Source organism: Bradyrhizobium sp. 149 (genome assembly GCF_023073915.1).
In the GTDB taxonomy this organism is placed as follows: Bacteria; Pseudomonadota; Alphaproteobacteria; order Rhizobiales; family Xanthobacteraceae; genus Bradyrhizobium.
Genome location: NZ_JADPKK010000013.1, coordinates 185,599 through 211,814, shown reverse-complemented (window position 1 = coordinate 211,814; position 26,216 = coordinate 185,599). Strand labels below are relative to the sequence as shown.

Sequence of the window (26,216 nt, the reverse complement as noted above, 5' to 3'; positions counted from 1 at the left end):
TGGCCGGGTCAAGCCCGGCCATGACGAGCGGTGAGAGCGTCGCCATGTCACTCTTGCCCGGTCTCCCACCCATCACACCGTCACGACGATCTTGCCGAGGTGCTTGTTCGCCTCCATGTGCTCGAACGCCTTGTCGATGTCCTGGAAGGCAAACACCTTGTCGATCGGCAGCTGCAGCTTTCGCGACTCGACCGCGCCCCAGATGTCCTTGCGGACCTCGTCGAAGATCTCGCGGACCTCCTCGATGGTGCGGGTGCGGAAGGTGACGCCGACATAGTGGATGCGGCGCGCCGCATGCAGGTCGAAGTTGAAGTCGGCATGGGTACCGCCGAGCCGGCCGACATTGACGATACGGCCCTTTACCTTGGTCGCGGCGAGGTTCTGGTTGGCGACCTTGCCGGAGACCTGGTCGACGACGAGGTCGACGCCGTCGCCGCCGGTCGCCTTGAGCACCTCGTCGACCCATTTGGGGTCGGAGGAATCGACCGCGACGTCGGCGCCATACTCCTTCAGCCGGGCGCGGCGAGCGGCATCGGTCGAGGAGCCGATCACGAGCCTCGCGCCCTTGAGCTTCGCAATCTGCATGGCCATCAGCCCGACGCCGGAGCTCGCGCCCTGGATCAGCACGGCTTGCCCGGGCTGCACGCCACCGATGGTGACGACGGCGTTGTGCATGGTCGCGAGCGCGACGGGCAGGGTGGCGGCTTCTTCGAAGTTCATGTTCGAGGGCGCGCGGAACAGCCGGCCGTGATCGGCCAGTGTGTATTCGGCAAACGCCGCGCCGCCCGAGCCCATGATGCGGTCGCCGATCTTGACGCCCTTGGCATCCGGTCCAAGCTCGGCAACCTCGCCGGCCCACTCCATGCCGAGCACGGTGCCGGCGCCGCCAGCCGAGCCATGGGCGTGGCCCTTGCGCATGCCGGTGTCGGCGCGATTGAGGCCGCAGGCGCGGACCCGGACCAGCACCTGGGTGCCTTCAGGCTTTGGTTGAGCGACGTCGGAAATTGTAGCGCCACCAGGGCCGTAGACGTAAGCCTTCATGAATTACTCTCGCTTCTTGCAGTGATTATTCCGCAGCTTGCGCGGTTGGATGAACGATCATGCCTTCGAGCCGGCTGCGGATGATGGCCTCCGCTTCGCGGACGATGCGTGAGATCAGCTCGGCGCAGGTCGGGATGTCATGGATCAGGCCCTGCACCTGACCCGCCGACCAGATGCCTTCGTCCGAGTTGCCGGTCGCGTACACCATCTTGCCGCGGGCGCCGGCGACGAGCTCGCGGATGTCCTCGAACTTGGCGCCTTCCTTCTCCATCGCGACGACCTTGGTCGAGATCTCGTTCCTGGCGACACGCGAGGTGTTGCGCATGGTGCGGAAGATCAGCTCGGTCTCGCGCTCGTCATTGGCGACGATCTTCTCCTTGATAAGCTGATGAATGGGGCTTTCCCTTGTCGCCATGAAGCGCGTGCCCATGTTGATGCCTTCGGCGCCCAGCGCCAGCGCGGCGACGAGGCCGCGCGCGTCGGCAAAGCCGCCGGAAGCGATCATCGGGATCTTGATCTTGTTGGCGGCGGCCGGGATCAGGATCAGGCCGGGGGTGTCGTCCTCGCCGGGGTGGCCGGCGCATTCGAACCCGTCGATCGAGATGGCGTCGACGCCCATGCGCTCGGCCGAGAGCCCGTGGCGGACGCTGGTGCATTTGTGCACGACCTTGACGCCATGCTTTTTGAACTCGTCGACATGCTCCTGCGGCTTGTTGCCGGCGGTTTCGACCACCGTGATGCCGCTCTCGATGATGGCGGCGCGATATTCGGCATAAGGCGGCGGCTTGATTGCGGGCAGGATGGTGAGGTTGACGCCAAACGGCTTGTCGGTGAGATCGCGGCAGCGCGCGATCTCCTTCCTGAGGTCCTCCGGCGTCGGCTGGGTCAGTGCCGTGATGAAGCCGAGCGCCCCGGCATTGGCGACGGCAGCAACCAGCTCCGCGCGTCCGACCCATTGCATGCCGCCCTGCACGATCGGGTGCTCGACGCCGACGAGTTTCGTGAACCGTGTCTGCAACATGACCTGTTTCCCCCGCCTGCGTGGCGCTCTGTTATCGGTTGATGGTGGCAGGATGCCGCCCGGGTCGGGAAAAGTCTATTGGGAGGGCGGGCAGCGCGTTTACGCGAGAGGTGAGGGAGATTCCGTGAGGCGGACAATTGGAGCGCGGTGAGTGGGCGACGGCGTCGCTCAGTCTCGTGTCCCGGACGCGCTGCAACGTCCTTCACGTTGCGGCGCAGAGCCGGGACCATGCCCCGCGAGCACTCTGAAAGATCGGCCCCGGCTCTGCAGCGCACCGTTGAAGGGACGCTGCGCTGCGTCCGGGGCACGGACGAACAGTCTGCTGATCGATTCCGACCCAACTTTCAATGGTGGACACACCTCCGCCCCCTCGCGGCGCATTTCGCGCGAGCTTTGCCTGATCGCATCGCCCTCGTCATGGCAAGGGCGCAGGGAAGGCCGGGGCCGGCTGGCACCCGCAGGTCCGTGCGCCAAAAGAATGCAAAGACTTGACTGGCGAGCCGGAAAATTGCGCGAGGTGTTTTGCCCGACGGGCTACAAGGCTCCGGCTATTCCGCCGACAGCCGCACCATCTGGCGGCCGCCGTTCATTTCCTTGAGGCTGTTGACGAAGTTTTCCGGGCGTTGCCAGCGGTAGGGGACCTTCAATCCCATGTACTCGGCGATATCGCCGATGAAGCCGGTGCAATTGGTGGTCTCGGCGTTCCAGACCGGCGAGCTCGCCTGCAATTTCTTGATATAGGCAAACACGCGCTTGGCGTCGGCTTCGTTGAGATAGACGCGGTAGTTCGCGGTCAGATAGTCCGGGTCGAGATCGCCGTAGCTCGCGCCGGTCTCCGCCGGCACCCAAGTCAGGTGGCCGAGCACATAAGCCCAGGTGTCGCCGGCCGGCGTCAGGCCCGCGACCTCGACGGCGCGCTCGCTGGTCTTGCCGTACCAGACGAAGGCATGACCCCAGCTCGCGGCCGTGCGGGCGCGGAAGTCGACGTAGTACGGGCCTTTCTCCGCGCGCGCGAGCGGGCGCCGCGTCGACGGCGGTGCCGGTCGTGAGACGGTATCGGCCGGGACAAGCGCATTTGCGTCGGCAACGCGCTTGTTGGCTTCGTGGGCTGAGGCCGATGGCGTCGTGCATGCGAGCATCGCCGCGAGGGCGAATCCCGCGAGGATGCAGGATCCCGATCGATCAGGTTTGTTCGTCACGCTGTGCCCCTCGACTGTCAGCCACTCACGCTGATTCTGCGCGTACTTCGCTGCGCGTCAGTAGCGCGCCGCGACGGGGCCGGGCGCCTTGCCGATCGGAGCTTTTCCAACCGGGCTCTTGCCAATCGGCATCTTGCCGATCGGCGCCTGCTCCGAATAGACGGGAACGGGCTGGCGACGCGGCAGATCCGCAGCGTTCGCAACCGTCACCAGAGCAAGCGTAGCACCCACGACAAATACAATCTTCTTCACAGTCATACCCCTAGAAGGTTTGGTCCAAACACGGCACCGCCGTGCCCCCAGACACGCCCACAGATGGGCGGCCGAATGCGTCCAGAGTGCGGCGCGCGCGGGACATGTTGGCGGCATCTGCCGGGCGCGCGGAGATGTGATGTGTCTGGATGTTTCGGCGGGCGCGGCTCGGCCTCACCCGATCCGGTTCAGGCTGTTCCGGATCGTCGAGAAGATGCCGCCGATGTCTTTTCGCAAGCCATCGAGCGCGTTGAAATTGTCGAAGATGCGGACGAGGCGGTCTTCGACCTCGCGCTTACTCTTGGTCAGCGCGTCGACGCGCGAGGCGAGGGTGACGTCGCCGCTCGCCTCGATCTCGCTGACGGTTTTGGCGAGGAGGTCGCGGGTGGTGCCGACGTCCGCGATCAGGGCCTCGATGCCGAACACCGGCGCCTTTAGCGGGATGAGGTCGGCCTGCGACTTCGACAGCTCCGTCTTGAAGGCGTTCAGCGTCGCCAGCGTCTCCTGCAACGCGCCGAGGCGCTGGCGCGACTGGAGAACAAAATCGTTCAGCGCATTCTGGCGGTCGGCAAGCGTTTTGCCGTCGGAATCGGTCTCGACAGCGGCGAGCGAGCGTTCGAGCTGGGCCTGGCGCTGGCCGAGCTCCTCGAAGTCGAGCCGGATGGCTTTCAGGATGTTGAAGCTGTCGTCGACGCGGGCCAGGCGCTGCTCGATTTCGATCTTGTTCTTCGACAGCGTCTCGACGCGGGCGCCGAGCGGCGCTTCGCCTCCGGTTTCGAGCTCGTCGACGCTCTTGGCGAGGCGCTCATGGCTGAGGCTCAGCTCGCCGATCAGGGCATTGAGGCCGGCGTCCGTCGATCGCAGCGGCACCAGCTCGGCGTGGGATCTCGCCAGATCTTCCTTGTACTGGTTCAGCGTCGCGAACGTGTCCTGGACCGAGCCCACCCGCGACAGCAGCGTCGATACGTCGGCCGCGATGTCCTTGAGCCGGTCGGCGAGGTTGTTCTTGCGGTCGTCGGTCTCGAGGTCGTGCAGCGAGCGTTCGAGCTGGTTCTGGCGGTCGCGGATTTCGGTGAAGACGGGCTCGACTGCACGGCGCTGCTCGGCGACCTTGCCGACCATGTCGCGCAGTTCCTGCTGGCGGCGGCGGATTTCGGCGAGCTGGTCGTGCATGTCGGTGGATTCGTTACGGCCCTTCTGGAGCAGGGCGCGCCGCTCGGTCTCGCCCAGCTTGTCATGGAGGGCGGAGACGGCCTCCCGGGGATCGCTCTCGATCAGGTGCTGGACGGTGGCGTCGAGGTGGTTTTGCAGGGCGTGGGCGACAACGACGTCCTCGCGGGTCTTCTTGAGGCGGTCGCGCAAATTGTCGAGGCGCCGGTCCTGGCGCGAGAGCCGCCAGGCGGAGGCGCCGATCAGTGCCAGCGCCAAGGCCAGGATCGCGCCGGTCGCAACACGCTGCGGGACAGGCAGGCCTCCGAACCAGGCCGGCAGGTGGCCGACATCGTACCCGAACGCCTGCTGGGCGAAGATTGCAATCGCGGCGAGCAGAACAAACCAGGCAAACAGGAAAACCAGCCACATCGTGACTTCCTCACGCCGGCACACATTATCGCCATAGTTGCTATTGGAGAGCGGAACCGAGATCAAGGGCCCGCGAGGCTTGCCGGACGTTTCCGGTAGCGCGATCCACGGCTGGTTGCGTCAGCCGATCGGTGGAGCGCGTGGGACTGCCGGCTTGTCCGAGTGGGAGTGGGCGACGTCAGGCCCCCTCGGCCGTCATCCCGGAATGCATCGCGCGGCGGAGATTGCGCTACAGCCGAAACTCGTTGGTCAACTCGCCGATGCCGTCGATCGCGACGGTCACCGTGTTCACCGGCTCTTTCATTACGCCGACGCCGACGGAGGTGCCGACCGCGATGAGGTCGCCGGGGAGCAGGGTCATGTCGTGGGAGATCCTGCTGACAAGCTCCTGCGCGGTGAAGATCATGTCCGATATCGGATAGTTCTGCCGCTCCGCGCCGTTGAGGATGGTGCGGACCACCAGCTTGGCCGGATCGAGACTGGTCGCGATGACGGGGCCGAACGGGCCGTAATCGTCGATGCCCTTGGCCCGCGCCCATTGCGGGAAGGTCGGGTCGCTGGTCAGGATGTCGTTGGCGGTGATGTCGTTGACGCAGGTGTAGCCGAAGATGAAGCCGTCTGCTTCCGCCGGTGAGACCCGGGCGCAGGTCCTGCCGATGACGATGCCGAGCTCGCCTTCATAGGTGGTCTTGCCGTCGTAGTAAGACGGGCGGCGGATCACCGCGCCGGGCGTCGTGATGCTGGTGGTGGCCTTCAGGAGGTAGAGCGGCTCCGGCGGCTCGGGCTGGTTGAGCTTGGCCGCGAGCGCGTGAAAATTGTTCCAGAGCGCGACGATCTTGCTGGGCGCGCAGGGCGCGAGTAGCTCGACCTCGGAGAGCGCCAGCGTCTTGCCGGTGGCTGCATGGCGGCCGAACATCTCGCCCTCGTGCACGCTGATGCCTGACGAATTCAGCGTGCCGAAGCCGGCCGCACCGCTCTTGCGGAAGCGGAGCCATTGTTTGATCTCGCCGGCCATCATGCCACCGCCAGTGCGCGCGGATCTGATGGCGTCGAGATGCCGTCGTAGAGACCGGCGATGCGGGCGCGCTGGGTTACCATCGCCAGCACCGAATCAAGCGCGGGGGTGGCGACGCCGGTGAGGCGGCCCATCTCCTGCACGACGGTGACGAGCGGGTCGATCTCCATCGGGCGGCCGCGCTCGAGATCCTGGAGCATCGAGGTCTTGTGCGCGCCGACCTTGCGGGCACCTTCGATGCGGCGCTCGACGTCGACGCGGAATTTGACGCCGAACGTCTCGGCGATGCCTTGCGTCTCGATCATGATCGCGCGCGACAGCGCGCGGGTGGCCGGATCGGTGCAGATCACGTCGAGCGTTGCATGGGTAAGTGCGCTGATCGGGTTGAAGCAGACATTGCCCCACAGCTTGAGCCAGATCTCGTCGCGGATGCGGTCGAGCACCGGCGCTTTCAGCCCGGCGGCGACGAAGAGATCGGCGAGGCGTTGCACGTCCGAGGTGATCTCGCCGGAGGGCTCGCCGAGCGGAAAGTTGTTGCCGTAGACGTGACGGATCACGCCGGGTGCCTCGATCTCGGTGGCGGGATAGACGATGCAGCCGATGGCGCGCTCAGCGCCGATTTCGCGCCACTGCCGCCCGCCGGGGTCGATGCTCTCCAGCGTCGCGTTCTCGTATTGGCCGCCGTGCTTGTAGAAGTACCAATACGGGATGCCGTTGACGGCGGTGACGATGCGGGTGTGGGGTCCGAGCAGCGGCTGCATCTTCTCGATCACCCCGGTGATCGAGTGCGCCTTCAGCGTGATGATGATGTAGTCCTGCACGCCGAGCTCGGCGGGATCGTCGGTGCAGCGCGGATGCACGGTGTGCTTCTCTTCGCCCGCGAGCAGCGTGAGGCCGTGCTCGCGCATCGCGGCAAGGTGCGCGCCGCGTGCGACCAGGCTAACGTCGGCGCCCGCGCGCGCGAGCTGAACCCCGAGATATCCGCCGATTGCGCCGGCGCCGTAGATGCAGATCTTCATGGAATCCTCGCGAAGCAGCAGAAGCCGGATTTCGGGACGAAAGATCCGGTCCGGCTCGGAAGGGTCCGAGCCGGGGCCGGTAGTCGCAGCGAAGGGGGCGTGGTGCTTTAAGCTGCTGCTTGCGGCGTGCCGTTGATCGCTTCGTCGATGAAGGAAGCGATGTCGCGCATGCTGATGACCGAGACGAGGCTGTAATCGTCGATCACAGGCAGGTGCCGGATGTGATTCCGGTTCATCAAATGCCGCACGTGCTCGATCGTGTCGCTCGACGTGCAGGACACGAGCTGCTGAACCGAGACGAGCTGCGAGACCTTGACGTTGACGGCATTGGCGCCGTGCTCGGCGACGGCGCGCACGACGTCGCGCTCGGTGAACATGCCGACCGCGGTGTTACCCTCGGAGCGGACCACGTCCTTCACCACCAGTGCGCTGATATTGTTGGCGCGCATCAGCTTGGCGGCGATACCCACCGTTTCGTTCATTCGCACCGTGACAACGCGCGGTGTCTTCTTGCGCAGAATGTCTCCGACCAGCATTGCAACCTCCCTGGGTGAATGATGGAGCAAGTGTGGTATACATAATGCCAATCGTCAAGCATTCGATTTGGCTGATCCGAAAAATCTTGCGGCAGCAACACTGACGTTTGCGGAGTGTCAAAAAACAGGGGCGCATCGCTGCGCCCCTGTCTCACCCGGTGAAAATGCGTCGCTGTTACGCCGTCTCGGTCTTGGCGTTAGCCGTGTTGGTGCTGGCGCTCTCGGCTTCCTTGCCGAGGATGAAGGTACGGCGCAGCGGCTTGATCACGAACAGCGCCGTCAGCGCCGCCGTCGCGTTCAGCGCGACCGCGACCACGAACACGGCCTTCCAGCCGTACGTTGCCGAGATCACGCTCGCGAGCGGAACGAGCAGGGACGCTGTCCCCTTGGCGGTGTAGAGCATGCCGTTGTTGGTGGTTGCGTATTTCGAGCCGAAGGTGTCGCCGCAGGTGGCGGGGAACAGCGAGTAGATCTCGCCGAACACGCCGAAATAGATCGCGGTGGCGAGCACGAAGACGACGGGCACGTGGCCATAGGCCGACAGCGCCAGCAGCATCACCGCGGCGGTCCCGAAGGCGATGAACATGGTGTGCTCGCGGCCGATCGTGTCGGAGACCCAGCCGAAGAAGGGCCGTCCGAAACCGTCGAAGATGCGGTCGAGCGAGATTGCGAACGTCAATGCCGCCATCTGGAAGCCGGCGAGCGTAACCGGCGTGTCGGCGATCTTGAAGTCGTGCGCGATCGGGGCGATCTGTGCCGCGGTCATCAGGCCGCCGGAGGCGACCATGACGAAGACGAGATACATCACCCAGAAAATAGGGGTGCGCAGCACCTGGGGCGGGGTGAAGTCGATCTTGGTCTGCGGCAAATTGAGCTGCTTCTTCTTCGGCGGGATCGATATCCGCGGCGGCTGGATGAAGAAGGCGAGCACGAACACGATCACGCCCTGGCCGATGCCGAAGGTGAGGAACGCGTGCTGATAGCCGCTCGTTGCGATCATGGTCGCGATCGGCACGATGGTGAGTGCGGCGCCTGCGCCGAAGCCGGCGGCAGTTGCGCCGGCGGCAAGGCCGCGGCGATCGGGAAACCATTTCAGCGCGTTGCCGACGCAGGTGCCGTACACCGCACCCGCGCCCATGCCGCCGATGATCGCGGCCGCGTAGAGCAGGGTGAGGCTATCGGCGTAGGAGTTGAGAATCCACGACAGCGCGATCATGACGCCGCCGAACATGATGACGATGCGCGGGCCGTATTTGTCGACGAACCAGGCCTCGATCGGCACCAGCCAGGTTTCGGTGACGACGAAGATGGTGAAAGCGAGCTGGATCGCGGCGCGTCCCCAATGGTGGAAGGCATCGATCGGATCGACGAACAGCGTCCAGCCATATTGCAGATTGGCGATCATCGCCATGCAAACGATGCCCATGACGAGCTGGAGCCAACGAAAACTTGTGCGAAGAGGCGCGGCCGTGACGGCGCCATCGGTGCTGGAAATCATCAAGAACCTCCCAAGCGCCTGTCGGGTCGGACACCGGTTGCAAGATGACCTGATGTCGCAATATTGTGGCTTATCGTCGCAAGCGCGACCCCGACCTTGGTATACCATATTCCAGATTGCAAGCCCTATCTCGGCGCGCGGGTGAGAAAATGTGAGGTTCCGTTCGGAACGCGAAAGCGCCGCGCAAAACGAAAACGCCCGGCCGCGAGGCCGGGCGTCTTGCGCGAGAAAGCGCTTTTGGAGTGCGTCAGACGCTCGATTGCGCGACCACAACCTTGCGCCAGGGCTTGAGCACCGCGATCGCCAGCGCCGAGGCCAGGATGTTGGCGCCCGCCGCGATGATGAACACGTTGTCCCAACTGCCCGACGATTGCTGCATGTAGTTGCCGATCGGGACCAGCAGCGCGGCCGTGCCCTTCGCGGTGTAGAGCAGACCGGCATTGGTGGTCGCGAACTTGGCGCCGAACGTGTCGGTGCAGGTCGAGGGGAACAGCGAGTAGATCTCACCCCAGGCGAAGAACACGAAGCCCGAGAGCAGCACGAACCAGAGCGGATCCTGGCCCCAGAGGTAGAGCAGCCAGATGCCGACCCCTTCCATGCCGAAGGCGATGAACATCGTGTTCTCGCGGCCGATCATGTCGGAGATCCAGCCGAAGAACGGACGCGTCAGGCCGTTGAGCACGCGGTCGATCGTGGCGGCGAAGGTCACCGCGGTCATCGTCACCGCCATCAGCGTGACGGGGACGTTGTCGATCTTCCAGTCGGCCGCGATCGGCTTCAAATTGGCTGTCACCATCAGGCCGCCGGCGCCGACGATCACGAACATGAAGTACATCAGCCAGAAGATCGGCTGACGCAGCACCTCGGTCGGCTGATAGTTGCGGCGGGTCTGCTGCAGATTTGCGTTCGCCACGACGCTCGGCACCTGGCCTGCTTTCGGCGCCAGCAGGAAGAAGGCGAGGATGCAGATGATGATGCCTTGTCCGAGGCCGAAATAGAGGAAGGTGGTCTGGAAGCCACTGTCCTTGATCATCGCCTGGATCGGCGCGACGGTCAGCGCCGAGCCCGCACCGAAGCCCGCCGCTGTGATGCCCGCGGCAAGACCGCGCTTGTCCGGAAACCACTTCAGCGCGTTGCCGACGCAGGTGCCGTAGACGCCGCCGGCGCCGATGCCCGCGATGATCATGCCGAGATAGTAGCCGTTGAGCGTGGTCGCCTCTGCGTTGATCGCCCAGCCAGCGGCACAGAGTACGCCGCCGACCAGCACGACGATGCGCGGACCGTATTTGTCGACGAACCATCCTTCGATCGGCACGAGCCAGGTCTCGAACAGCACGAACAGCGTAAAGGCCCATTGGATCGACGCGCGATCCCAGCCGAATTTCTTCTGGATGTCGGGGACGAAGAACGTCCAGCCGTATTGGTAGTTGGCGATCATCACCATCGCCGCGACACCGACCGCCAATTGCGCCCAGCGATACGTGTCGCTAACGCGCGCGGCTGTAGGGGCGGTTGCTTGCACCATGTCCGTCATAAAGCCTCCCGTGGCGCCTCTCTTTTTCTGCGAGCGCTGGAACGGCATTCTTGTATGCATTATGCCAAGGTTCAAGCGCTGGTCCGGTCACCGCGCGCAAATGCCGCAGACCTTTCCGGTCCCGGCCGTGAATCGGACAGCACAAATAGAAATGGCCCCGACGCGCGGGGCCATTCACCAAAAGTAGTATGCGGACCGTTCTGAAACCGGCGCGTCGCGCTCGCGGCGCGGGAGGCGCTGGGTTAAAGCCCGAAGCGCGGCAGGTCGCCATTGTGATTCGAGATCTCGGCGCTCGCCATCAGGAGACGGTCGATCGTGGCCATCAGGCGGGCGAACAGCGAGGAGGACGGTGCGAGAGCGACGGCAGCAGACTTGGACATCGGAAATCCCTTTCTTGAGACGATCAGTAGTGCTGTCTCATTTCGAAAGGCAATCTATGTATACCAGATGCCAATGTCTATGCATGGCAGTGCATAGCAGCATTTAGTTCTTCGCATTGCAGCATAATAATCCGTTAAATCGGCCGATTTGAGCGCGATATGCCCGAAACCCGCCGAAACTGAACCATTTGACCGCCAATGTCCAAAAAGCGAAGCCTTGGCAGCGGCGTACGAAGCCGTTAGTGGTCTGCCCCTTCCAATCATCTGTCAGAGTGGTTCATGTCGAGCGCCTCGCCCGCCGTCTCGATCGGCATCGATTTTGGGACCAGCAACACGGTCGTAGCCCTTGCGGCGGACGAGCGCCGGGTCGAGGCTATCCGCTTCGACCATGGCGGACAGCGCCACAGCGTCTTCGTGTCGGCGCTGTGCTTCTGGGAGGACCGGCCGGGGGCGGGCGCCCAGGCGGAAGGCGGCCCGTGGGCGATCGAGCAGTTCCTCGAAGGCCGCCATGTCTACCGCTTCCTCCAGTCGTTCAAGACCTTCGCCGCGAGCTCCAGTTTCAACACCACTCAGGTGTTCCGGCAGCGCTACAAGTTCGAGGATATTCTGGCGGCGTTCCTGCGGACGCTGGCGCGCCATGGGGGCGATAAATTCGGCTTCGAGACGTCCACCATCACGGTCGGCCGCCCCGTCCGCTTCGCCGGCGGCAATCCCGACGAGGCGCTGGCGATGCAGCGCTACCGGGCCGCGTTCGAGCGCCTGGGCGCCGGCCACGCGCGCTACGTCTACGAGCCCGTTGGCGCAGCGTTCTCCTTCGCCCGCCGGCTGGAGCGCGATGCGACCGTGCTGGTCGCGGATTTCGGCGGCGGCACCAGCGATTTCTCCGTGATGCGGTTCTCGCGCGCCGGCGGCGCCTTGCGCGCCGAGCCGCTCGGCCATGCCGGCATCGGGATTGCGGGCGACACGTTCGACTACCGCATCGTCGATCACGTCGTCTCGCCGCGGCTGGGCAAGGGCTCCAGCTTCCGCTCGTTCGACAAGGTGCTGCCGATCCCCACCGGCCACTACACCAATCTCGCGCGCTGGCATCAACTGGCGATGATGAAGAGCAACGGCGATCTGCGCGAGCTCCGGGAGTTGTCGCGCTCCGCGCTGAAGCCGGGTCTGCTCGAGGATTTCATCACCATCGTCGATCTCGATCTCGGCTTTTCGCTGTACCGCGCGGTGTCCGACGCCAAGGTCGCGCTGTCGGCGCAGGATCAGGTGGATTTCCGCTTCAGGGGCGGCGGGGTCGATATCGGCTCGACCATCACACGCAAGAATTTCGAAGCCTGGATTGCCGACGACATCGCGAGGCTCGGAGCCACCGTCGACAAGGTGCTGGGCGAAGCCGGCATTACCGCGCGCGAGGTCGAGAAGGTGTTTTTGACCGGCGGCACGTCCTTCGTGCCCGCCGTCCGAAAACTGTTCGCCGAGCGGTTCGGCAACGAACGACTGATGTCGGGCGACCAGTTCGAGTCGATCGCCTACGGCCTTGCTTTGATCGGACATAGCCCGGACCCGGACCGCTGGACCGCAAGCGGCGGGCTCCAGTCGAGGGCGGGCGCGTAGGTGGCGGCGATCGCGGCGTAGCAACAGCCGTCATTGCGAGCGAAGCGAAGTAATCCAGGATCTTGCAGCGAAGGCAGTCTGGATTGCTTCGCTCCGCTCGCAATGACAGGCTCTGTCGCGGTTCGCCTCGTCAGGCGAGACCCACTCCGCCTTGACGCTACTGATTGATCTCGGGCTCGACGAGCTTCGCCAGATTCCGCAGCGATTCCTGCCAGCCGAGATAACAAGCCTCCGGCGGGATGACGTCGGGGATGCCGGCCTGCGTGATATCCACCTCGGTGCCGACGGATACTTTCTTCAGGATCACGGTCACCTGGATCTCGCCCGGCAGATTGGGGTCGTCGAACTTGTCAGTGTAGCGGAGACGTTCGCCGGGGACGAGCTCGAGATATTCGCCGCCGAAGGAGTGACTGTTGCCCGTCGTGAAGTTGCGGAACGACATCTTGAACGTGCCCCCGACCTTCGGCTCGGAATGATGGACGGTGCAGGTGAAGCCGTTCGGCGGAAGCCATTTCGCCAGCGCATCCGCCTCCAGGAAGGCGCGATAGACTTTCTCCGGGCTGGTCGTGAGAACGCGGTGCAGGCGGACAGTGCTGGGCATGATCATTCTTCCTCATGAATCACTGGGCTCGACGTCGGCGTCTATTGCCCATTCATATCTAGATGACGAACGAGATACTGCCGATCCGACAGGGCGTCTCGAATTTTTGAACGGTGCCCGGCGAGAGTTGGCAGACTTCCGCCACATCCTGCGGCGTCATCGTGAACGCCAGCTCGTAGCAACCGATCATCGGATTGTCCCCGCGCGCCCGCGGCGAGGAGGAGGTGGGGTAGTTATTGATCGAGTCGAATCTGCGCTGTTTTGACAATGTCCTGCCAGCGCGCGATCTCTTCGGCCATCCGCCGCTTGAGCGGTTCGGGACCTCGCTGGTCCGGCGGCGGCAGGATCAAGCCTACCAGTTCAAGCCGTCTCCGCACGCTGTCGTCGTCGAGCGCTGCGCGAAGCGCATCGGAGAACCGGTCGCGAATGGCGTCAGGCGCGCCTTTCGGCAGGTAGAAGGCGAACCAGCTCGATGCGACAAACTGTGGAAGTCCTGCTTCCCTAGCCGTCGGTGTGTCCGGCAATTGCGGAACTCGTGCGGGGGCCGAAACGGTCAGAAAACGCAAGTTGTTGTCACCCAGGAAGGGAAGAACGTCTCCCAGCAGTCCACAGCTGAAGTCGCTGCGGCCTGCGATCAGGTCGGTCATCGCCAGCGCCGATCCGCGATATGGCACCTCCACCGGCTTGAACCCGACTACGCTGGTGAACAGCAGGCAACTGATGTGGCTGATCGAACCGACACCCGCATGGGCCAGGGTGAGGTCCGGGCCACGCGCCTTGGCGATCGCGATGAACGACGCCATGCTGTCTGCGGCGAGGTCGCGGCGAACGACGACGAGGATCGGCGTTTCCGCGACCAGGCCAACCGGCGTGAAATCAACCAGCGGATCGTAACGAAGATTCGGATACAGTGCGACCGATGCAGCATGCGTGCCGACGTGACCGCTGACCAGCGTATAACCGTCGGGAGCGCTTTTCGCGACCCGCGTTGAGCCGGTCGTGCCGCCCGCCCCGGCGACGTTCTCGACAATAATCGGCTGCCCGAGTTTTCGCGACATGTGTTCGGACACGATCCGGCTCATCACGTCATTGGGGCCGCCAGCCGCGAACGGGACGATCAACGTAATCGGCCGTGACGGGAACGGCGACTCGGCCCGTGCCGCATTCAACATTGTCAGCATTGCAGCTGCGACGAGGACTGTGCGCGTGCGTTTGAGAATCATATGGTCTCACTCCGCATCGGTGGCGTCGCCTCTGGCGCCGCGCCGGCTGGTCGATCGGCACAGGCCGCGAGGACACGATCGACCTCACGGCCGGACAGGCCGATGTATCGGGCGGGGTCCGCAGCCGCCTCGATCTCATGCGGGGCGATGTGGGCCGTCACGGCCGGATCGCGCGAAAGGGTCTGGGCTAATGTCAGCCCCGAAGCGATGGCGTGCGTGCATGCCGCACTCACCATTTCGTGCGCATGATGGCGCCCGACGCGCGGAGCCAGCGCCATCATGACGGCCTCGGCGGCAATGAGCCCCTGTGTCCGTCCGAGATTGACCTGCATCGCATCGGGTCTGACGACCAGTCCGGTGCAGAGTCGAACCGCGTTATCCATGGCCCGGGAGACCAGCACGAATGCTTCCGGCAGCAGCAACCATTCGGCTTGCCACGGTCCCGTCGCCCGTTCATGGTCGTGGACCGAGGCGTCGAGCATGGCGCTTGCGAGCCGGCGCAGCGACGGTCCGGTGCTGAGAATCTGCTCGCAGATGATCGGGTTTCGCTTGTGCGGCATGGTGCTGGAGGCGCCATGGCCCTGGCCGCCTGGCTCCAGCACTTCGCCGACCTCGGTCTGTGCCATCAACACGATATCGGTTGCGATCTTGCTCAGGGTCGCGGAGATCAACCCAAGCAGGCAAACCGTCTCGGCCAAGCCGTCGCGCGCGGCATGCCACGTCACCAGCGGTTCGCCGAGTCCGAGCTCGCGGGCCAGCGCAGCGCGGACGCGGTCGCCATCGTCGCCGAGCGATGCGAAAGTGCCGACCGCACCTCCGAACTGAACCTGGAGGACCCTCGGTTTGAGTTCGGCGAGACGTTGCCTGTGGCGCAGCAAGCCCGATAGCCAGACGGAAACTTTGAAGCCGAAGGTGATCGGGATCGCGTGTTGAAGTTTGGTCCTGCCGACCATGGGCGTATCGCGATGAGTGCGCGCCAGATCCGCAATCGCCGATATCAGGCGCTCCAGATCGCAGTGGATGAGCTCAAGCGCGTCGCGTATCTGCATCACGAGCGCGGTGTCCATGATGTCCTGACTCGTGGCGCCCCAATGGACGAATTCGCCATGGGGTTTGCCGGTGAGCCGGATCAACTGCTCGACCAGATTCACGACCGGCAAACCAGCGCGCAAAGTGCCCGCGGCCAATTCGTCGAGATCGAGTAGTTCAGTACGAGCAGCGGAGGCGATCGCAGCAGCAGCCTCGGCAGGAATCATACCGAGCTGCCCTTGAACCTTGGCCAGCGCGACCTCGACCAGGAGCATGGATTCCAGCGAATTGCGCTCACTGAAAATAGCGCGCATCGAAGCGGTGCTGAAAATATCGGCAAGGTGGCGGCTGCTGAAGACCGTTCCGGGCTCGAAACTCAGCATGGCGACGTCTGATTAAAAAATAGCCGCATCGGTCGGTATCGATCCCTCCGTCGTCGCGCTCCATTGCGCAGCCGTACGGCTTGGCATCGATCAAGCTAGGTTACCCCTTCGTTTTGCTAAAATGCATTATTGCGATACATGCGTTCTGAATTGGAGAATGCTGTCGAGCGCGGCGAAAATCTCGGAATTCGGGATATCGCCGCACTGTGATCATGTTGGGTTGCAGGTCGTCGCCGAGCATATCATAGCCGCTAGCGAGACCTTCTCCGACGGTGGCCGCGCTGTGCGGAATCTTCTGTCGGTCAGCCACGATGTCCACGCTTAGCGAGTCGAAGCCACAGTTTGGCTATCGTTCCTCGTTCAACTCTGGCGCGAGATCAGGGGAGCTTCCGTTGCGCAGCACGCTTCGGGCTTTCGCCGTTATTCTCTGCTGTCTCGGTTCGCCCGTGCAGGCGGCGGGCATTCAACTCCTCGAATCCGATCCGGCGCTGTCGGGCGCGATCTGGTATCCGTGCGCGGCGGAGCCGACACACGTGGCGCTCGGTAGCCTTTCCGCGGGTGCCGATTTCGACCTGAAATGTGCGAAGGATTGTCCCGTCACGGGGGCGAAGTTTCCGCTCATCATCTTCTCGCACGGCCGAGGTGGGTGGTTCGGTGCGAACCACGACACCGCGGAGGTGCTCGCCGATGCGGGCTTCGTCGTCGCCGCCATCAACCATCCCGGCGACACGTTCAGCGATTCCTCGCGGCGCGACACGCTGTCCGTCTGGGGATCGCGTCCCGCGGACATCGTTCGTTTGCTCGACTTCGTGCTGAACGACTGGAAAGACAAGGCGGTGATCGATCCCGCCAAGGTTGGCTTCTTCGGCTTCTCGCTCGGAGGCGCTACCGGCTTCGTGCTGATGGGGACCAAGCCGGATTTCGCAAGGGTCGCCAGCGTCTGCAAGGAGACGATCGGCGCTTGCGCACAGCTTCACAACGGCGAGACGCCGCCTGACCCGTTGCGGGATGCGCGCATCCGCACTGCCGTGATCGTCGATCCTGCGCCTGGCGTCCTGACGCGGGAGAATCTCGCCGTCGTCAAAGTGCCTTTCCAACTCTGGCGTTCGCAGTTCGGCGGGCCCGGTGTCGGTGACGGTTCGGGCACGGCGCGGGTCGCGGAGGGCTTGCCAGGGAAGCCGGAGATTCATGTCGTGCCTGCTGGTCACTTCGCGTTCCTCGCGCCTTGTTCGGCCGAGCTGGCGGCAGCCGTCTCGCGCATCTGCACCGATATCCCGGCGGGATTTGACAGGGCGGCCTTTCACCGCGAGTTCAACGGGGCGGTGGTGCAGTTCTTCCGAGAGCAGCTCGGTGGGGGCGAACGATGAGCGCTCGATAGCGAGGCGTCATGTCGGCGTTCTCGGGGGTTAACTGCCAAGCCTTGCAAAAGAGGAAGATGTGGTATACGTTGGGCTGTTCGTTCAGCCGCTGTGCCTTGTTGAATGCGCCCGCGGGCTCCTTTTCCATAGACATCGACGAATAGAATTTGTTCTGCGTGACGATCACGCGGAACCTGCGCGTATGCGCTTTGGAGAAGAAAATGACGACAGGTACTGTGAAGTGGTTTAATGGCCAGAAGGGCTTTGGATTCATTCAGCCGAACGACGGCGGCAACGATGTGTTCGTTCACATCAGCGCGGTCGAGCGGGCTGGTCTTGCGGGTCTCGCTGAGGGCCAGAAGGTCAACTTCGAGCTCAAGACCGACAAGATGCGGGGCAAGGTTAGCGCTGAGAATCTCTCGCTGGCCTAAAGCCTTGGTGCCGTTTCACGGATGTACTGAAACGGCGATGCCACCCGCTCGATCCCCGGATTGAGCGGGTTTTGTCCGTTGGAGAGCAGGGTGAATAATGACCGCCAAGAAACCGGCCGAACCGTCACCCGAAAGCATCGCGCGTTCCAACCGTCAGCGTCTGGCCGCTGAGGAAGGCGCGCGGGCGATGATGGACGTTGGAAAGCAAGCCGTCGATGTTCGCAAGAACATGGCGCGGCTTCGAGAGCTGCGCCAAGCCAAGGAAGCGGCAGACGCCGCCCTTCAGGCATCGTTGCCGGCGCCTGTCCCGACGAAGCGCAAGAAGAAGGTGACGCCGTAGCTGGCTTCCATTGCGCCGACGACAAATTGGAGAGGGCCGATCACATGCCGAAGAGTGCGGGTCGTGTCTAGAATCAAGTCGGATGGCGGTGGCACCATCACCTTCTTTCTCGCGCTTGGCGCGGGCCGACAGATGTGCCGTCTTGCGACGACATTCCTGACCCAGAAGCAGGCTTTCAGCTATCTTCGGAAGAACCGGACCGAGTTCGAGCGCATGGCGCGGGCGCAGCTCGCTTCGGGGGCAGTCGAGGACGGGATCGTCGTGCTATCGATGCTGTAGATCAGGCGCGGATTTCGGCGCCGCGCCTTCAGCGTCATTCGCGGTCGGAGCCTGATACCGACGCTCTTATTCGGAGCGGCTTGCCGGCTTCGCCTCCCGGGCCAAGCGCTCCGCTTTCAGCCGCTCGCGATTCTCGTTGAAGGAGTTCTGGTCCTTCGCATAGTCATTGATCGGCTTCTGCGTTGTCGCAGGCTTGAACGCCTTGTTGGCTTCACGCTTGGCGCGATCAGAGGATTGATCTTTCGACATTTAAGCCCTCAATTTGATCAACGAGCGTGGTCCTGGCGAGTGTCGGATGCGACGCCGCCCGTGCCTGAACTGAAAGGTCGACTTGCCACCCTCGGAAGCGAAGGCGGCCATTCTTCAGCGTGGGGCAGGTCTTTGCGAGGGGCGTGCTGCACTCGCTGTGGAGACGGCATGCTCGCATTTCCGGGAGCACGCCGGTCGAGACAGTAACGGCCGGTCACCGCGTCTGTTCCTCGCGGACCAATCTTTAATCCAGCCTTGGCGGCGCGGCAAGCGTGCCGATGGCGAGACACGGTCCATTTCGGCGGCAACAAAAAAGGCCGCCGAAGCCGGCGGCCTTTTGTTTTCTCTGTAGCTCCGCTTACTCGGCGGCCTGCTTCTGCGGCGGGTCGAGCGCGCCGGACTTGTGGATATCGGCGACCTGGTGGTCGCTGAAGCCGAGCACCGAGCGCAGGATCTCGTCGGTGTGCTCTCCGAGCAGCGGGGAGCGTTCAACCTCACTCGGGGAATCCGACAGCTTGATCGGGTTGCCGACCGAGATGTACTTGCCGCGGGTAGGGTGGTCGACCTCGACCACGGTGCCGGTCGCGCGCAGCGACTGGTCCTCGGCGATCTCCTTCATCGACAGGATCGGGCCGCAGGGGATGTCGTCCTTGTTGAGGATTTCCATCGCCTCGAACTTGGTCTTCGTCATCGTCCACTGCTCGATGCGGCCGAAGATCTCGTTGAGGCGCGGCAGGCGGGCGGCCGGCTTAGCGTAGTTCGGATCGGTCTTCCAGGTCGGCTCGCCGATGACGTCGCAGATCTTCTCCCAGACCGGGGCCTGGGTGATGAAGTAGATGTAGGCGTTGGGATCGGTCTCCCAGCCCTTGCACTTCAGGATGCGGCCGGGCTGGCCGCCGCCGGAATCATTGCCGGCACGCGGCACGGCATCGCCGAACGGCACGCCTTCGCCGAACTGGCTGTATTCCTTCAGCGGGCCGTGGACGAGGCGCTGCTGGTCGCGCAGCTTGACACGGCAGAGGTTTAGCACGCCGTCCTGCATTGCAGCGGTGACGCGCTGGCCCTTGCCCGAATGCGTGCGCTGATAGAGTGCGGTGACGATGCCGAGCGCCAGATGCAGACCGGTGCCGCTGTCGCCGATCTGCGCGCCGGTGACGAGGGGCAAGCCGTCGCGGAAGCCGGTGGTGGATGCAGAGCCGCCGGTGCACTGGGCGACGTTCTCGTAGACCTTGCAGTCTTCGTAGGGTCCGGGACCAAAGCCCTTGATCGAGGCGACGATCATCTTCGGGTTGATCGCCTGGATCTTCTCCCAGGGGAAGCCCATGCGGTCGAGCACGCCGGGACCGAAGTTCTCGACCAGTACGTCGCACTTCTTGATCAGCTCGGTGAGGACTTCCTTGCCCTTCGGGTTCTTGGTGTCGAGCGTGATCGAGCGCTTGTTGTGGTTGAGCATGGTGAAATACAGGCTGTCCACGTTCGGGATGTCCTGCAACTGGCCGCGGGTGATGTCACCCACACCCGGACGTTCCACCTTGATCACGTCGGCGCCGAACCAGGCCAGCAGCTGCGTGCAGGTCGGTCCGGACTGGACGTGGGTGAAGTCGAGAATGCGAACGCCCTCGAGCGCTTTGGTCATCGTGTTGCTCCGTACTCTGTCTGCCCCTGCACCCGCAGGGAATCAAGGATTGAAGGGGTGGACTTACTTCTTCTTCTGCAGAACGCTCTGCGGATTGAGGTTGCCGATGCGGCCGCTCTCGGAACCGGCGGCCGGATCGATCACCGCGTTGATGAGCGTCGGCTTGCCCGAGGCCATGGCTTCGTTGACGGCGCGCTTGAGCTCGTCCGGCGAAGTCGCGTTCACGCCGACGCCGCCGAAGGCTTCCATCATCTTGTCGTAGCGGGCGCCCTTGACGAACACCGTCGTCGCCGGATCGGAATTGACGCTGTTGACGTCGGTGCCGCGATAGATGCCGTCATTGTTGAAGATCACGATGCAGATCGGCAAATTGTAGCGGCAGATGGTCTCCACCTCCATGCCGGAGAAGCCGAACGCCGAGTCGCCTTCCACCGCGAGCACGGGGTGGCCGGTCTCGAGCGTGGCCGCGATCGCTTGGCCCATGCCGATGCCCATGACGCCCCAGGTGCCGACGTCGAGACGCTTGCGGGGCTTGTACATGTCGATGACGCCGCGGGCGAGGTCGAGCGTGTTGGCGCCCTCGTTGACGAGAATCGCCTCGGGATGATCCTTGATGACGTTCTTCAGCACGCCGAGTGCGCCGTGGTAGTCCATCGGCGATTTGTTGTTCATGAGCTTCGGCGCCATCTTGGCGACGTTCTCGTCGCGCTTGGACGCAATCGCCTTGGTCCATTCGGCCGGCGGCGCGGTCCAGCCCGCATTTATCGCCTGATTGAAGGCGGAGACGACCGAGCCGATGTCGCCGACGACGGGCGCGACGATCTCGACGTTGGAGTCCATCTCCCTGGGCTCGATGTCGACCTGGATGAACTTCTTGGGCGCTTCGCCCCAGTTCTTGCCCTTGCCGTGCGAGAGCAGCCAGTTCAGCCGGGCGCCGATCAGCAGCACGACGTCGGATTCTTTCAGCACCGTCGAGCGGGCAGCGCCTGCGCATTGCGGATGCGTGTCGGAGAGGAGGCCCTTGGCCATGCTCATCGGCAGGAACGGGATGCCGCTCTTCTCGACGAAGGTTTTGATCTCCTCGTCGGCCTGCGCGTAGGCCGCGCCCTTGCCGAGAATGATGAGCGGACGCTTCGCGCTCTTCAAAACATCAAGCGCGCGCTTGATCGAATCGGGCGAGGGGATCTGCGCGGGAGCCGCGTCGATCACCTTGACCAGCGACTTCCGGCCGGCATCGGCGTTCATCACCTGGCCGAACAGTTTTGCCGGCAGGTCGAGATAGACGCCGCCCGGACGTCCGGAGACGGCGGCACGGATGGCGCGGGCCAGACCGATGCCGATGTCCTGGGCGTGCAGCACGCGATAGGCCGCCTTGCACAGCGGCTTGGCGATCGCGAGCTGGTCCATCTCTTCATAGTCGCCCTGCTGGAGGTCGACGATCTCGCGCTCGGAGGAGCCCGAGATCAGGATCATCGGGTAGCAGTTGGTGGTGGCGTGCGCGAGCGCGGTGAGACCGTTGAGGAAGCCGGGCGCGGAGACGGTGAGACAGATGCCGGGCTTCTTGGTGAGGTAGCCGGCGATACCCGCCGCATAACCCGCGTTCTGCTCGTGGCGGAACGAGATCATGCGAATACCGGCCGCCTGCGCCATGCGGCCCAAATCCGTGATCGGGATGCCCGGCACATTATAGATGGTGTTGATGCCGTTCAGCTTGAGCGCGTCGATGACGAGATGAAAACCATCCGTCAATTCCTGCTCGGTGCCCGGTGCTTCGGACTTGGTCGCGGTATTCAGCATGGGCCTTGTCTCCCTGGTCTCAAGATGCCGTTTCGGCTTTGGGGGCGAATGCCTCGCCCTTCTGGTGAACGTTGCTGGCTAGAAGAGTTCCTGACCATGCGCTTCGACGTAAGCGGCAAGGCCAAGGGTGTGATCGCGGGCGCGCTTCTCGGCGAGTTCCGTATCGCGCGCCTCCAGGGCTTCGATCATGCCGAGATGCTCGGGTAGCGAAGTCGCGGTGCGGTCCTTGCGTCCGATGGTCAGCTGGCGATAGCCGCGCACGTGCAGCAGCAAATCATTGGTGAGGTCGACCAGCACCGGCGATTCCGACAGCGAGATCAACGCCTGGTGGAAGGCGATGTTGGCGCGCGAATATTCCTCGACGTGATCTTCGGGCAGGCGGTCCTTGCCAAATTCCTTGAAATAGTCGCGCAGCGCCGTGATGTCCTTTTTGCGCGCGGTGGTGGTGATGAGGCGGGCCGCCATGCTCTCCAGCGCCGCCCAGGCGCGGATCATGTCGACGATCTCGCTCTTGGTCCTGCGCACCACCATGATGCCGCGGCGTGGAACCGTCTTCACGAAACCGTCCTGCTCGAGCATCGCGATGGCTTCGCGGATCGGCGTGCGGCTCACACCCAGGCGTTCGGACAGCGCGCGCTCGTCGAGCATCACCGGCTCGGGCGCGGAGTAGATGTCCATCTTGAGGATGGCTTCCTTCAAGGCGTCATACGCCTTGTTCTTGAAGCTGCTCTCCGGGGCAATACGAACGATTGCGATATCTGCCTCGGCCATGTTCGGCAACGCCTTGGTTGGTTTCCGCAGTGACACGACGAATCTCCTCCAGTGGGAGTCGTCTTTTACAGGATTATTAACGGGAAAGTTTTTGGCATACCAAATACCAGTATGTCAAGCTGCCTATTTTTTGCAGCGTTCTAAGCTGCGCTGCAGCTTGACAAGTTGGCTTCTGGCATACCAAATGCCATCGCCAGCCATTTTTGATCCAAGCCGGCGGAGTAATCTCGGCTTTATGCCACTCCGTTCCGCGACATGGAACAGAGCGCGGCGAATGGAAAGCATCACGGGCAGCCGCAACACGCGCGCGCTTTGAGAACGCAAGAACCAAGGTCAAGGGAGAAGCCACATGTCCAATTCCAAAGATGCCGTCCGCAAGGTGCTTGACCAGGTCAAGGTGGACAACCGCACCAGCCTGACCGCGCCGGAAGGCAAGCTGGTCTGCGACGCCTACGGCATTCCCGTGCCGAAGGAGGGTGTGGCGAAGTCGGCCGGCGAGGCCGGCAAGATGGCCTCGTCCATGGGTTTCCCGGTGGTGATGAAGATCGTCTCGCCGGACATTCTCCACAAGACCGAAGCCGGCGGCGTCATCGTCGGCCTCAAGACGGCTGAAGACGCCGAGAAGGCCTACGAGACCATTCTCGGCAACGCCAGGAAGTACAAGTCCGATGCCAAGATCGAGGGCGTCCAGGTGCAGCAGATGCTGGCTGGCGGCACCGAGGTCATCGTCGGCTCGATCACCGACGGCTCGTTCGGCAAGCTGGTCGCCTTCGGCCTCGGCGGCGTGCTGGTCGAGGTGCTGAAGGACATCACCTTCCGCCTCGCCCCCGCGACCCAGCAAGACGCGCTGTCGATGCTCGACGGCATCCAGGCGCATGAGATTTTGAAGGGCGTTCGCGGCGGCGAGCCGGTGAACCGCACGGCGCTTGCAGATGTCATCGTCAAGGTGTCGCAGCTCGTCACCGATTTCCCTGAGATCGTCGAGCTCGACCTCAACCCGGTGTTCGCGACGGCCAAGGACGCGATCGCCGCCGACGTCCGCATCGTCGTCGACTTCGCTTACGTGCCGAAGCCGAAGCCGCGCCCGACCGAAGAAATCGTCGCGGCCATGAGCCGCATCATGCAGCCGAAGGCGGTTGCTGTGGTCGGCGCTTCGGCCGAGGACGGCAAGATCGGCAATTCCGTGATGAAGAACCTCATCAACGGCGGCTACAAGGGCGACATCTACCCGATCCATCCCAAGGCCGCCGAAATCCTCGGCTATAAGGCGTATAAGAGCGTCAAGGACGTGCCCGGCGTCATCGACACCGCAGTATTCGCAATTCCCGCGAAGTTCGTGGCGGCGGCGCTCACCGAATGCGGCGAGAAGAAAATTCCCGGCGCGGTTCTGATCCCGTCGGGCTTCGCGGAAGCCGGGGCGCCGGAGCTCCAGGCCGAGATCGTCGAGATCGGCAAGAAGTACGACATCCGCCTGATGGGGCCGAACATCTACGGCTTCTATTACACGCCTGCCAATCTCTGCGCGACCTTCTGCACCGCCTATGATGTCAAGGGCCATGCGGCGCTGTCCTCGCAATCGGGCGGCATCGGTATGGCCATCATCGGCTTCTCCCGTTCGGCGAAGATGGGCGTTTCCGCGATCGTCGGCCTCGGCAACAAGTCCGACATCGACGAGGACGATCTGCTGGCGTTCTTCGAGCAGGATCCGAACACCAACCTGATCGCGCAGCACTGCGAAGACCTCAAGGACGGTCGCGCCTTTGCGGAAGCGGCGAAGCGCGTCTCCAAGAAAAAGCCGGTCATCGTGCTCAAGGCCGGCCGCACCTCGGCCGGTGCGAAGGCGGCCTCGTCGCACACCGGCGCGCTCGCCGGCAACGACAAGATCTACGAGGACGTTTTGGCGCAGTCCGGCGTGATCCGCGCCCGCAGCTTGCGGCAGCTGCTCGAATTCGCGCGCGGCGTGCCGGTGCTGCCGACGCCGAAGGGCGAGAACGTGCTGATCATCACCGGTGCCGGCGGCTCGGGCGTGCTGCTGTCGGACTCCTGCGTCGACAACGGCCTGTCGCTGATGTCGATGCCGCCGGATCTCGATGCGGCCTTCCGGAAGTTCATCCCGCCGTTCGGCGCGGCCGGAAATCCGGTGGACATCACCGGCGGCGAGCCGCCGATCACCTACGTCAACACGGTGAAGCTCGGCCTGACGGACGAGCGCATCCATTCGCTGATCCTCGGCTACTGGCACACCATCGTCACGCCGCCGATGGTGTTCGCCCGCAACATGGTCGAGGTGAAGAAGGAGATGGAGGCCAAGGGCTTCGTGAAGCCGATCGTCGCCTCGCTCGCCGGCGACGTCGAGGTCGAGGAGGCGGCCGAATATCTCTACCAGAACGGCATCCCGGCCTATGCCTATTCGACCGAGCTTCCGGTGGAAGTGCTCGGCGCCAAGTACAAATGGGCACGTGGGGCAGGGCTGCTCTAAGCCGCACCTTCACCTCTTCCCGCGCTTGTCAGCCGAAGCGTTGGCGGCTGCGGGGAGAGGTGAGAACAGTCAGGTCGCGATGGGCAAGAACGTGATCCGGCGCAAATCGCTCGAGCCTCGATCATCATCGGAGGCCGACCGCGACGGCGGCGTGCAATCCGTGGACCGCGCGCTGTCGATCCTCGAGACGCTGGCCGAGGACGACGTAGGCTATCGCCTCAGCGATCTCGCCGTCCGCACTGGTCTGTCGGCCTCCACCGTGCACCGCCTGCTGGCGACGCTGGAAAGCCGCCGCTTCGTGCAGTTCGACCGCGCCGAATCCAAATGGCACGTCGGCGTGCGCAGCTTCACGGTGGGCGCGAGTTTTGCGCGGAGCCGCAATTTCTCCACGCAGGCGATTCCCTACCTCCGGAAGCTGCGCGATCTCACCCGCGAGACCGCCAATCTCGCCGTCGTCGACGACGAGTTCATCATCGTGCTGACCCGCATGGAGAGCCGCGAGATCATGCGCTCCCTGACCCAGGTCGGTGGCCGCGTCCCGATGGTAACCTCCGGCGTCGGCAAGGCGGTACTCGCGACCTATTCGGACGAGGACGTCGGCGCGGTCATCCGCCACCACGGCATGCCCCGCATGACCGAGAAATCGATCGTGCGGCCGAGCGACCTGTTCAAGGAGCTCGAAAGAATCCGCAAGCATGGCTACGCCCTTGACGACGAAGAGGCCTCCATGGGCCTGCGCTGTGTTGCCGCGGTCGTCTATAACGACTGCGCCGAGCCGCTCGCGGCGATTTCGGTGTCCGGCATGACCACTCGGCTGACCGACCAGAGGTTGCCGGAAATCGGGCAGATCGTGCGGGATGTCGCCGCCGAACTGACAGCTGCGCTAGGCGGGGTGATCCCGACGCCCCGCTAACCAGGCCTCGCGGGGGATGTCACTGGACAGCATCGGCCGT

At 63.8% G+C, this 26,216-nt stretch carries 26 protein-coding genes; 7 read left to right on the top strand and 19 right to left on the bottom strand.

Going from position 1 to position 26,216, the window contains the following annotated elements:
* Positions 1–72: 72 nt before the first annotated feature.
* From IVA88_RS06440 to IVA88_RS06390, 11 genes are all read right to left on the bottom strand, one after another.
* A complete protein-coding gene (locus IVA88_RS06440; RefSeq protein WP_247496447.1) occupies positions 73–1,041 on the bottom strand; it encodes a zinc-binding dehydrogenase in 969 nt (322 codons plus the stop codon).
* Between the two features lie 25 nt (positions 1,042–1,066).
* Positions 1,067–2,062 (bottom strand): nitronate monooxygenase family protein, encoded by a 996-nt coding sequence (locus IVA88_RS06435; protein WP_247496446.1) that lies wholly within the window; start codon positions 2,060–2,062, stop codon positions 1,067–1,069.
* A 548-nt stretch (positions 2,063–2,610) separates the two neighbouring features.
* Positions 2,611–3,261 carry a hypothetical protein gene (locus IVA88_RS06430; protein WP_247496445.1) on the bottom strand — a complete coding sequence of 217 codons (651 nt, stop codon included), beginning with the start codon at positions 3,259–3,261 and terminating at the stop codon, positions 2,611–2,613.
* A 57-nt stretch (positions 3,262–3,318) separates the two neighbouring features.
* Complete coding sequence (locus IVA88_RS06425) at positions 3,319–3,519, bottom strand: hypothetical protein (protein WP_007608336.1); 201 nt, start codon at positions 3,517–3,519, stop codon at positions 3,319–3,321.
* Between the two features lie 168 nt (positions 3,520–3,687).
* Entirely contained in the window at positions 3,688–5,094 is a 1,407-nt protein-coding gene (locus IVA88_RS06420; RefSeq protein ID WP_247496444.1) for a hypothetical protein, read from the bottom strand.
* A gap of 229 nt (positions 5,095–5,323) precedes the next feature.
* Positions 5,324–6,112, bottom strand: a complete 789-nt coding sequence (locus tag IVA88_RS06415) for a fumarylacetoacetate hydrolase family protein (protein ID WP_247496443.1) — start codon at positions 6,110–6,112, stop codon at positions 5,324–5,326.
* On the bottom strand, positions 6,109–7,128 hold the full coding sequence (locus IVA88_RS06410) for a 2-dehydropantoate 2-reductase (protein ID WP_247496442.1): 1,020 nt from the start codon (positions 7,126–7,128) through the stop codon (positions 6,109–6,111). Before IVA88_RS06410 ends, IVA88_RS06415 begins: the two co-directional genes overlap by 4 nt.
* A 107-nt stretch (positions 7,129–7,235) precedes the next feature.
* Positions 7,236–7,664: a CBS domain-containing protein gene (locus tag IVA88_RS06405; RefSeq protein WP_247496441.1), complete on the bottom strand. Its 429-nt coding sequence runs from the start codon at positions 7,662–7,664 to the stop codon at positions 7,236–7,238.
* Positions 7,665–7,839: 175 nt separating this feature from the next.
* Complete coding sequence (oxlT, locus tag IVA88_RS06400) at positions 7,840–9,162, bottom strand: oxalate/formate MFS antiporter (RefSeq protein WP_247496440.1); 1,323 nt, start codon at positions 9,160–9,162, stop codon at positions 7,840–7,842.
* 247 nt (positions 9,163–9,409) lie between these two features.
* Positions 9,410–10,696, bottom strand: a complete 1,287-nt coding sequence (gene oxlT / locus IVA88_RS06395; protein WP_247496439.1) for an oxalate/formate MFS antiporter — start codon at positions 10,694–10,696, stop codon at positions 9,410–9,412.
* Between the two features lie 242 nt (positions 10,697–10,938).
* The gene (locus IVA88_RS06390; RefSeq protein ID WP_247496438.1) at positions 10,939–11,076 is read right to left on the bottom strand and encodes a hypothetical protein; all 138 of its coding nucleotides are present in this window, start codon (positions 11,074–11,076) and stop codon (positions 10,939–10,941) included.
* A gap of 279 nt (positions 11,077–11,355) precedes the next feature.
* Between IVA88_RS06390 and IVA88_RS06385 the strand changes: the two genes are divergently transcribed.
* Positions 11,356–12,687: an Hsp70 family protein gene (locus IVA88_RS06385; protein ID WP_247496437.1), complete on the top strand. Its 1,332-nt coding sequence runs from the start codon at positions 11,356–11,358 to the stop codon at positions 12,685–12,687.
* A gap of 157 nt (positions 12,688–12,844) precedes the next feature.
* On the opposite strand, the gene IVA88_RS06380 is transcribed toward IVA88_RS06385, so the two are convergent.
* The 4 genes from IVA88_RS06380 to pcaB are packed head-to-tail and all read right to left on the bottom strand — an operon-like array spanning position 12,845 to position 15,923.
* Complete coding sequence (locus tag IVA88_RS06380; RefSeq protein WP_247496436.1) at positions 12,845–13,288, bottom strand: SRPBCC family protein; 444 nt, start codon at positions 13,286–13,288, stop codon at positions 12,845–12,847.
* Positions 13,289–13,346: 58 nt separating this feature from the next.
* Entirely contained in the window at positions 13,347–13,478 is a 132-nt protein-coding gene (locus tag IVA88_RS32405) for a hypothetical protein (RefSeq protein WP_256466759.1), read from the bottom strand.
* A 43-nt stretch (positions 13,479–13,521) separates the two neighbouring features.
* On the bottom strand, positions 13,522–14,511 hold the full coding sequence (locus IVA88_RS06375) for a tripartite tricarboxylate transporter substrate-binding protein (RefSeq protein WP_247496435.1): 990 nt from the start codon (positions 14,509–14,511) through the stop codon (positions 13,522–13,524).
* Positions 14,508–15,923 (bottom strand): 3-carboxy-cis,cis-muconate cycloisomerase, encoded by a 1,416-nt coding sequence (gene pcaB, locus IVA88_RS06370; protein WP_247496434.1) that lies wholly within the window; start codon positions 15,921–15,923, stop codon positions 14,508–14,510. Before pcaB ends, IVA88_RS06375 begins: the two co-directional genes overlap by 4 nt.
* 272 nt (positions 15,924–16,195) lie before the next feature.
* On the opposite strand from pcaB, the gene IVA88_RS06365 reads away from it, so the two are divergent.
* The 4 genes from IVA88_RS06365 (at position 16,196) to IVA88_RS06350 (ending at position 18,331) form a co-directional block, all read left to right on the top strand.
* Positions 16,196–17,290, top strand: a complete 1,095-nt coding sequence (locus IVA88_RS06365) for an alpha/beta fold hydrolase (RefSeq protein ID WP_247496433.1) — start codon at positions 16,196–16,198, stop codon at positions 17,288–17,290.
* Positions 17,291–17,502: 212 nt separating this feature from the next.
* Positions 17,503–17,712, top strand: coding sequence for a cold-shock protein (locus IVA88_RS06360; RefSeq protein WP_007593324.1), 210 nt, complete (start codon positions 17,503–17,505; stop codon positions 17,710–17,712).
* A 97-nt stretch (positions 17,713–17,809) separates the two neighbouring features.
* Complete coding sequence (locus tag IVA88_RS06355; protein ID WP_247496432.1) at positions 17,810–18,052, top strand: transcriptional regulator; 243 nt, start codon at positions 17,810–17,812, stop codon at positions 18,050–18,052.
* A 54-nt stretch (positions 18,053–18,106) separates the two neighbouring features.
* Complete coding sequence (locus tag IVA88_RS06350; RefSeq protein ID WP_247496431.1) at positions 18,107–18,331, top strand: hypothetical protein; 225 nt, start codon at positions 18,107–18,109, stop codon at positions 18,329–18,331.
* A 66-nt stretch (positions 18,332–18,397) separates the two neighbouring features.
* Here the strand turns inward: IVA88_RS06350 and IVA88_RS06345 are convergent, their stop codons facing one another.
* The 4 genes from IVA88_RS06345 to IVA88_RS06330 form a co-directional block, all read right to left on the bottom strand.
* Entirely contained in the window at positions 18,398–18,580 is a 183-nt protein-coding gene (locus IVA88_RS06345) for a hypothetical protein (protein ID WP_247496430.1), read from the bottom strand.
* A 358-nt stretch (positions 18,581–18,938) separates the two neighbouring features.
* Positions 18,939–20,216: a formyl-CoA transferase gene (gene frc / locus IVA88_RS06340; RefSeq protein ID WP_247496429.1), complete on the bottom strand. Its 1,278-nt coding sequence runs from the start codon at positions 20,214–20,216 to the stop codon at positions 18,939–18,941.
* Positions 20,217–20,279: 63 nt separating this feature from the next.
* A complete protein-coding gene (oxc, locus tag IVA88_RS06335; RefSeq protein WP_247496428.1) occupies positions 20,280–22,013 on the bottom strand; it encodes an oxalyl-CoA decarboxylase in 1,734 nt (577 codons plus the stop codon).
* 78 nt (positions 22,014–22,091) lie between these two features.
* The gene (locus tag IVA88_RS06330; RefSeq protein ID WP_247496923.1) at positions 22,092–22,784 is read right to left on the bottom strand and encodes a GntR family transcriptional regulator; all 693 of its coding nucleotides are present in this window, start codon (positions 22,782–22,784) and stop codon (positions 22,092–22,094) included.
* A 349-nt stretch (positions 22,785–23,133) separates the two neighbouring features.
* On the opposite strand from IVA88_RS06330, the gene IVA88_RS06325 reads away from it, so the two are divergent.
* On the top strand, positions 23,134–25,263 hold the full coding sequence (locus IVA88_RS06325) for an acetate--CoA ligase family protein (protein ID WP_247496427.1): 2,130 nt from the start codon (positions 23,134–23,136) through the stop codon (positions 25,261–25,263).
* A 79-nt stretch (positions 25,264–25,342) separates the two neighbouring features.
* Positions 25,343–26,176 (top strand): IclR family transcriptional regulator, encoded by an 834-nt coding sequence (locus tag IVA88_RS06320; protein WP_247496426.1) that lies wholly within the window; start codon positions 25,343–25,345, stop codon positions 26,174–26,176.
* Positions 26,177–26,216: the final 40 nt, after the last annotated feature.

Bases quoted from the DNA above. Each gene is read 5' to 3' on its own strand.
- IVA88_RS06440 (WP_247496447.1), bottom strand. From the start codon at position 1,041: ATGAAGGCTTACGTCTACGGCCCTGGTGGCGCTACAATTTCCGACGTC.
- IVA88_RS06435 (WP_247496446.1), bottom strand. From the start codon at position 2,062: ATGTTGCAGACACGGTTCACGAAACTCGTCGGCGTCGAGCACCCGATC.
- IVA88_RS06425 (WP_007608336.1), bottom strand. From the start codon at position 3,519: ATGACTGTGAAGAAGATTGTATTTGTCGTGGGTGCTACGCTTGCTCTG.
- IVA88_RS06420 (WP_247496444.1), bottom strand. From the start codon at position 5,094: ATGTGGCTGGTTTTCCTGTTTGCCTGGTTTGTTCTGCTCGCCGCGATT.
- IVA88_RS06415 (WP_247496443.1), bottom strand. From the start codon at position 6,112: ATGATGGCCGGCGAGATCAAACAATGGCTCCGCTTCCGCAAGAGCGGT.
- IVA88_RS06410 (WP_247496442.1), bottom strand. From the start codon at position 7,128: ATGAAGATCTGCATCTACGGCGCCGGCGCAATCGGCGGATATCTCGGG.
- IVA88_RS06405 (WP_247496441.1), bottom strand. From the start codon at position 7,664: ATGCTGGTCGGAGACATTCTGCGCAAGAAGACACCGCGCGTTGTCACG.
- oxlT (WP_247496440.1), bottom strand. From the start codon at position 9,162: ATGATTTCCAGCACCGATGGCGCCGTCACGGCCGCGCCTCTTCGCACA.
- oxlT (WP_247496439.1), bottom strand. From the start codon at position 10,696: ATGACGGACATGGTGCAAGCAACCGCCCCTACAGCCGCGCGCGTTAGC.
- IVA88_RS06390 (WP_247496438.1), bottom strand. From the start codon at position 11,076: ATGTCCAAGTCTGCTGCCGTCGCTCTCGCACCGTCCTCCTCGCTGTTC.
- IVA88_RS06385 (WP_247496437.1), top strand. From the start codon at position 11,356: ATGTCGAGCGCCTCGCCCGCCGTCTCGATCGGCATCGATTTTGGGACC.
- IVA88_RS06380 (WP_247496436.1), bottom strand. From the start codon at position 13,288: ATGCCCAGCACTGTCCGCCTGCACCGCGTTCTCACGACCAGCCCGGAG.
- IVA88_RS32405 (WP_256466759.1), bottom strand. From the start codon at position 13,478: ATGATCGGTTGCTACGAGCTGGCGTTCACGATGACGCCGCAGGATGTG.
- IVA88_RS06375 (WP_247496435.1), bottom strand. From the start codon at position 14,511: ATGATTCTCAAACGCACGCGCACAGTCCTCGTCGCAGCTGCAATGCTG.
- pcaB (WP_247496434.1), bottom strand. From the start codon at position 15,923: ATGCTGAGTTTCGAGCCCGGAACGGTCTTCAGCAGCCGCCACCTTGCC.
- IVA88_RS06360 (WP_007593324.1), top strand. From the start codon at position 17,503: ATGACGACAGGTACTGTGAAGTGGTTTAATGGCCAGAAGGGCTTTGGA.
- IVA88_RS06355 (WP_247496432.1), top strand. From the start codon at position 17,810: ATGACCGCCAAGAAACCGGCCGAACCGTCACCCGAAAGCATCGCGCGT.
- IVA88_RS06345 (WP_247496430.1), bottom strand. From the start codon at position 18,580: ATGTCGAAAGATCAATCCTCTGATCGCGCCAAGCGTGAAGCCAACAAG.
- frc (WP_247496429.1), bottom strand. From the start codon at position 20,216: ATGACCAAAGCGCTCGAGGGCGTTCGCATTCTCGACTTCACCCACGTC.
- oxc (WP_247496428.1), bottom strand. From the start codon at position 22,013: ATGCTGAATACCGCGACCAAGTCCGAAGCACCGGGCACCGAGCAGGAA.
- IVA88_RS06330 (WP_247496923.1), bottom strand. From the start codon at position 22,784: ATGGCCGAGGCAGATATCGCAATCGTTCGTATTGCCCCGGAGAGCAGC.
- IVA88_RS06325 (WP_247496427.1), top strand. From the start codon at position 23,134: ATGTCCAATTCCAAAGATGCCGTCCGCAAGGTGCTTGACCAGGTCAAG.
- IVA88_RS06320 (WP_247496426.1), top strand. From the start codon at position 25,343: ATGGGCAAGAACGTGATCCGGCGCAAATCGCTCGAGCCTCGATCATCA.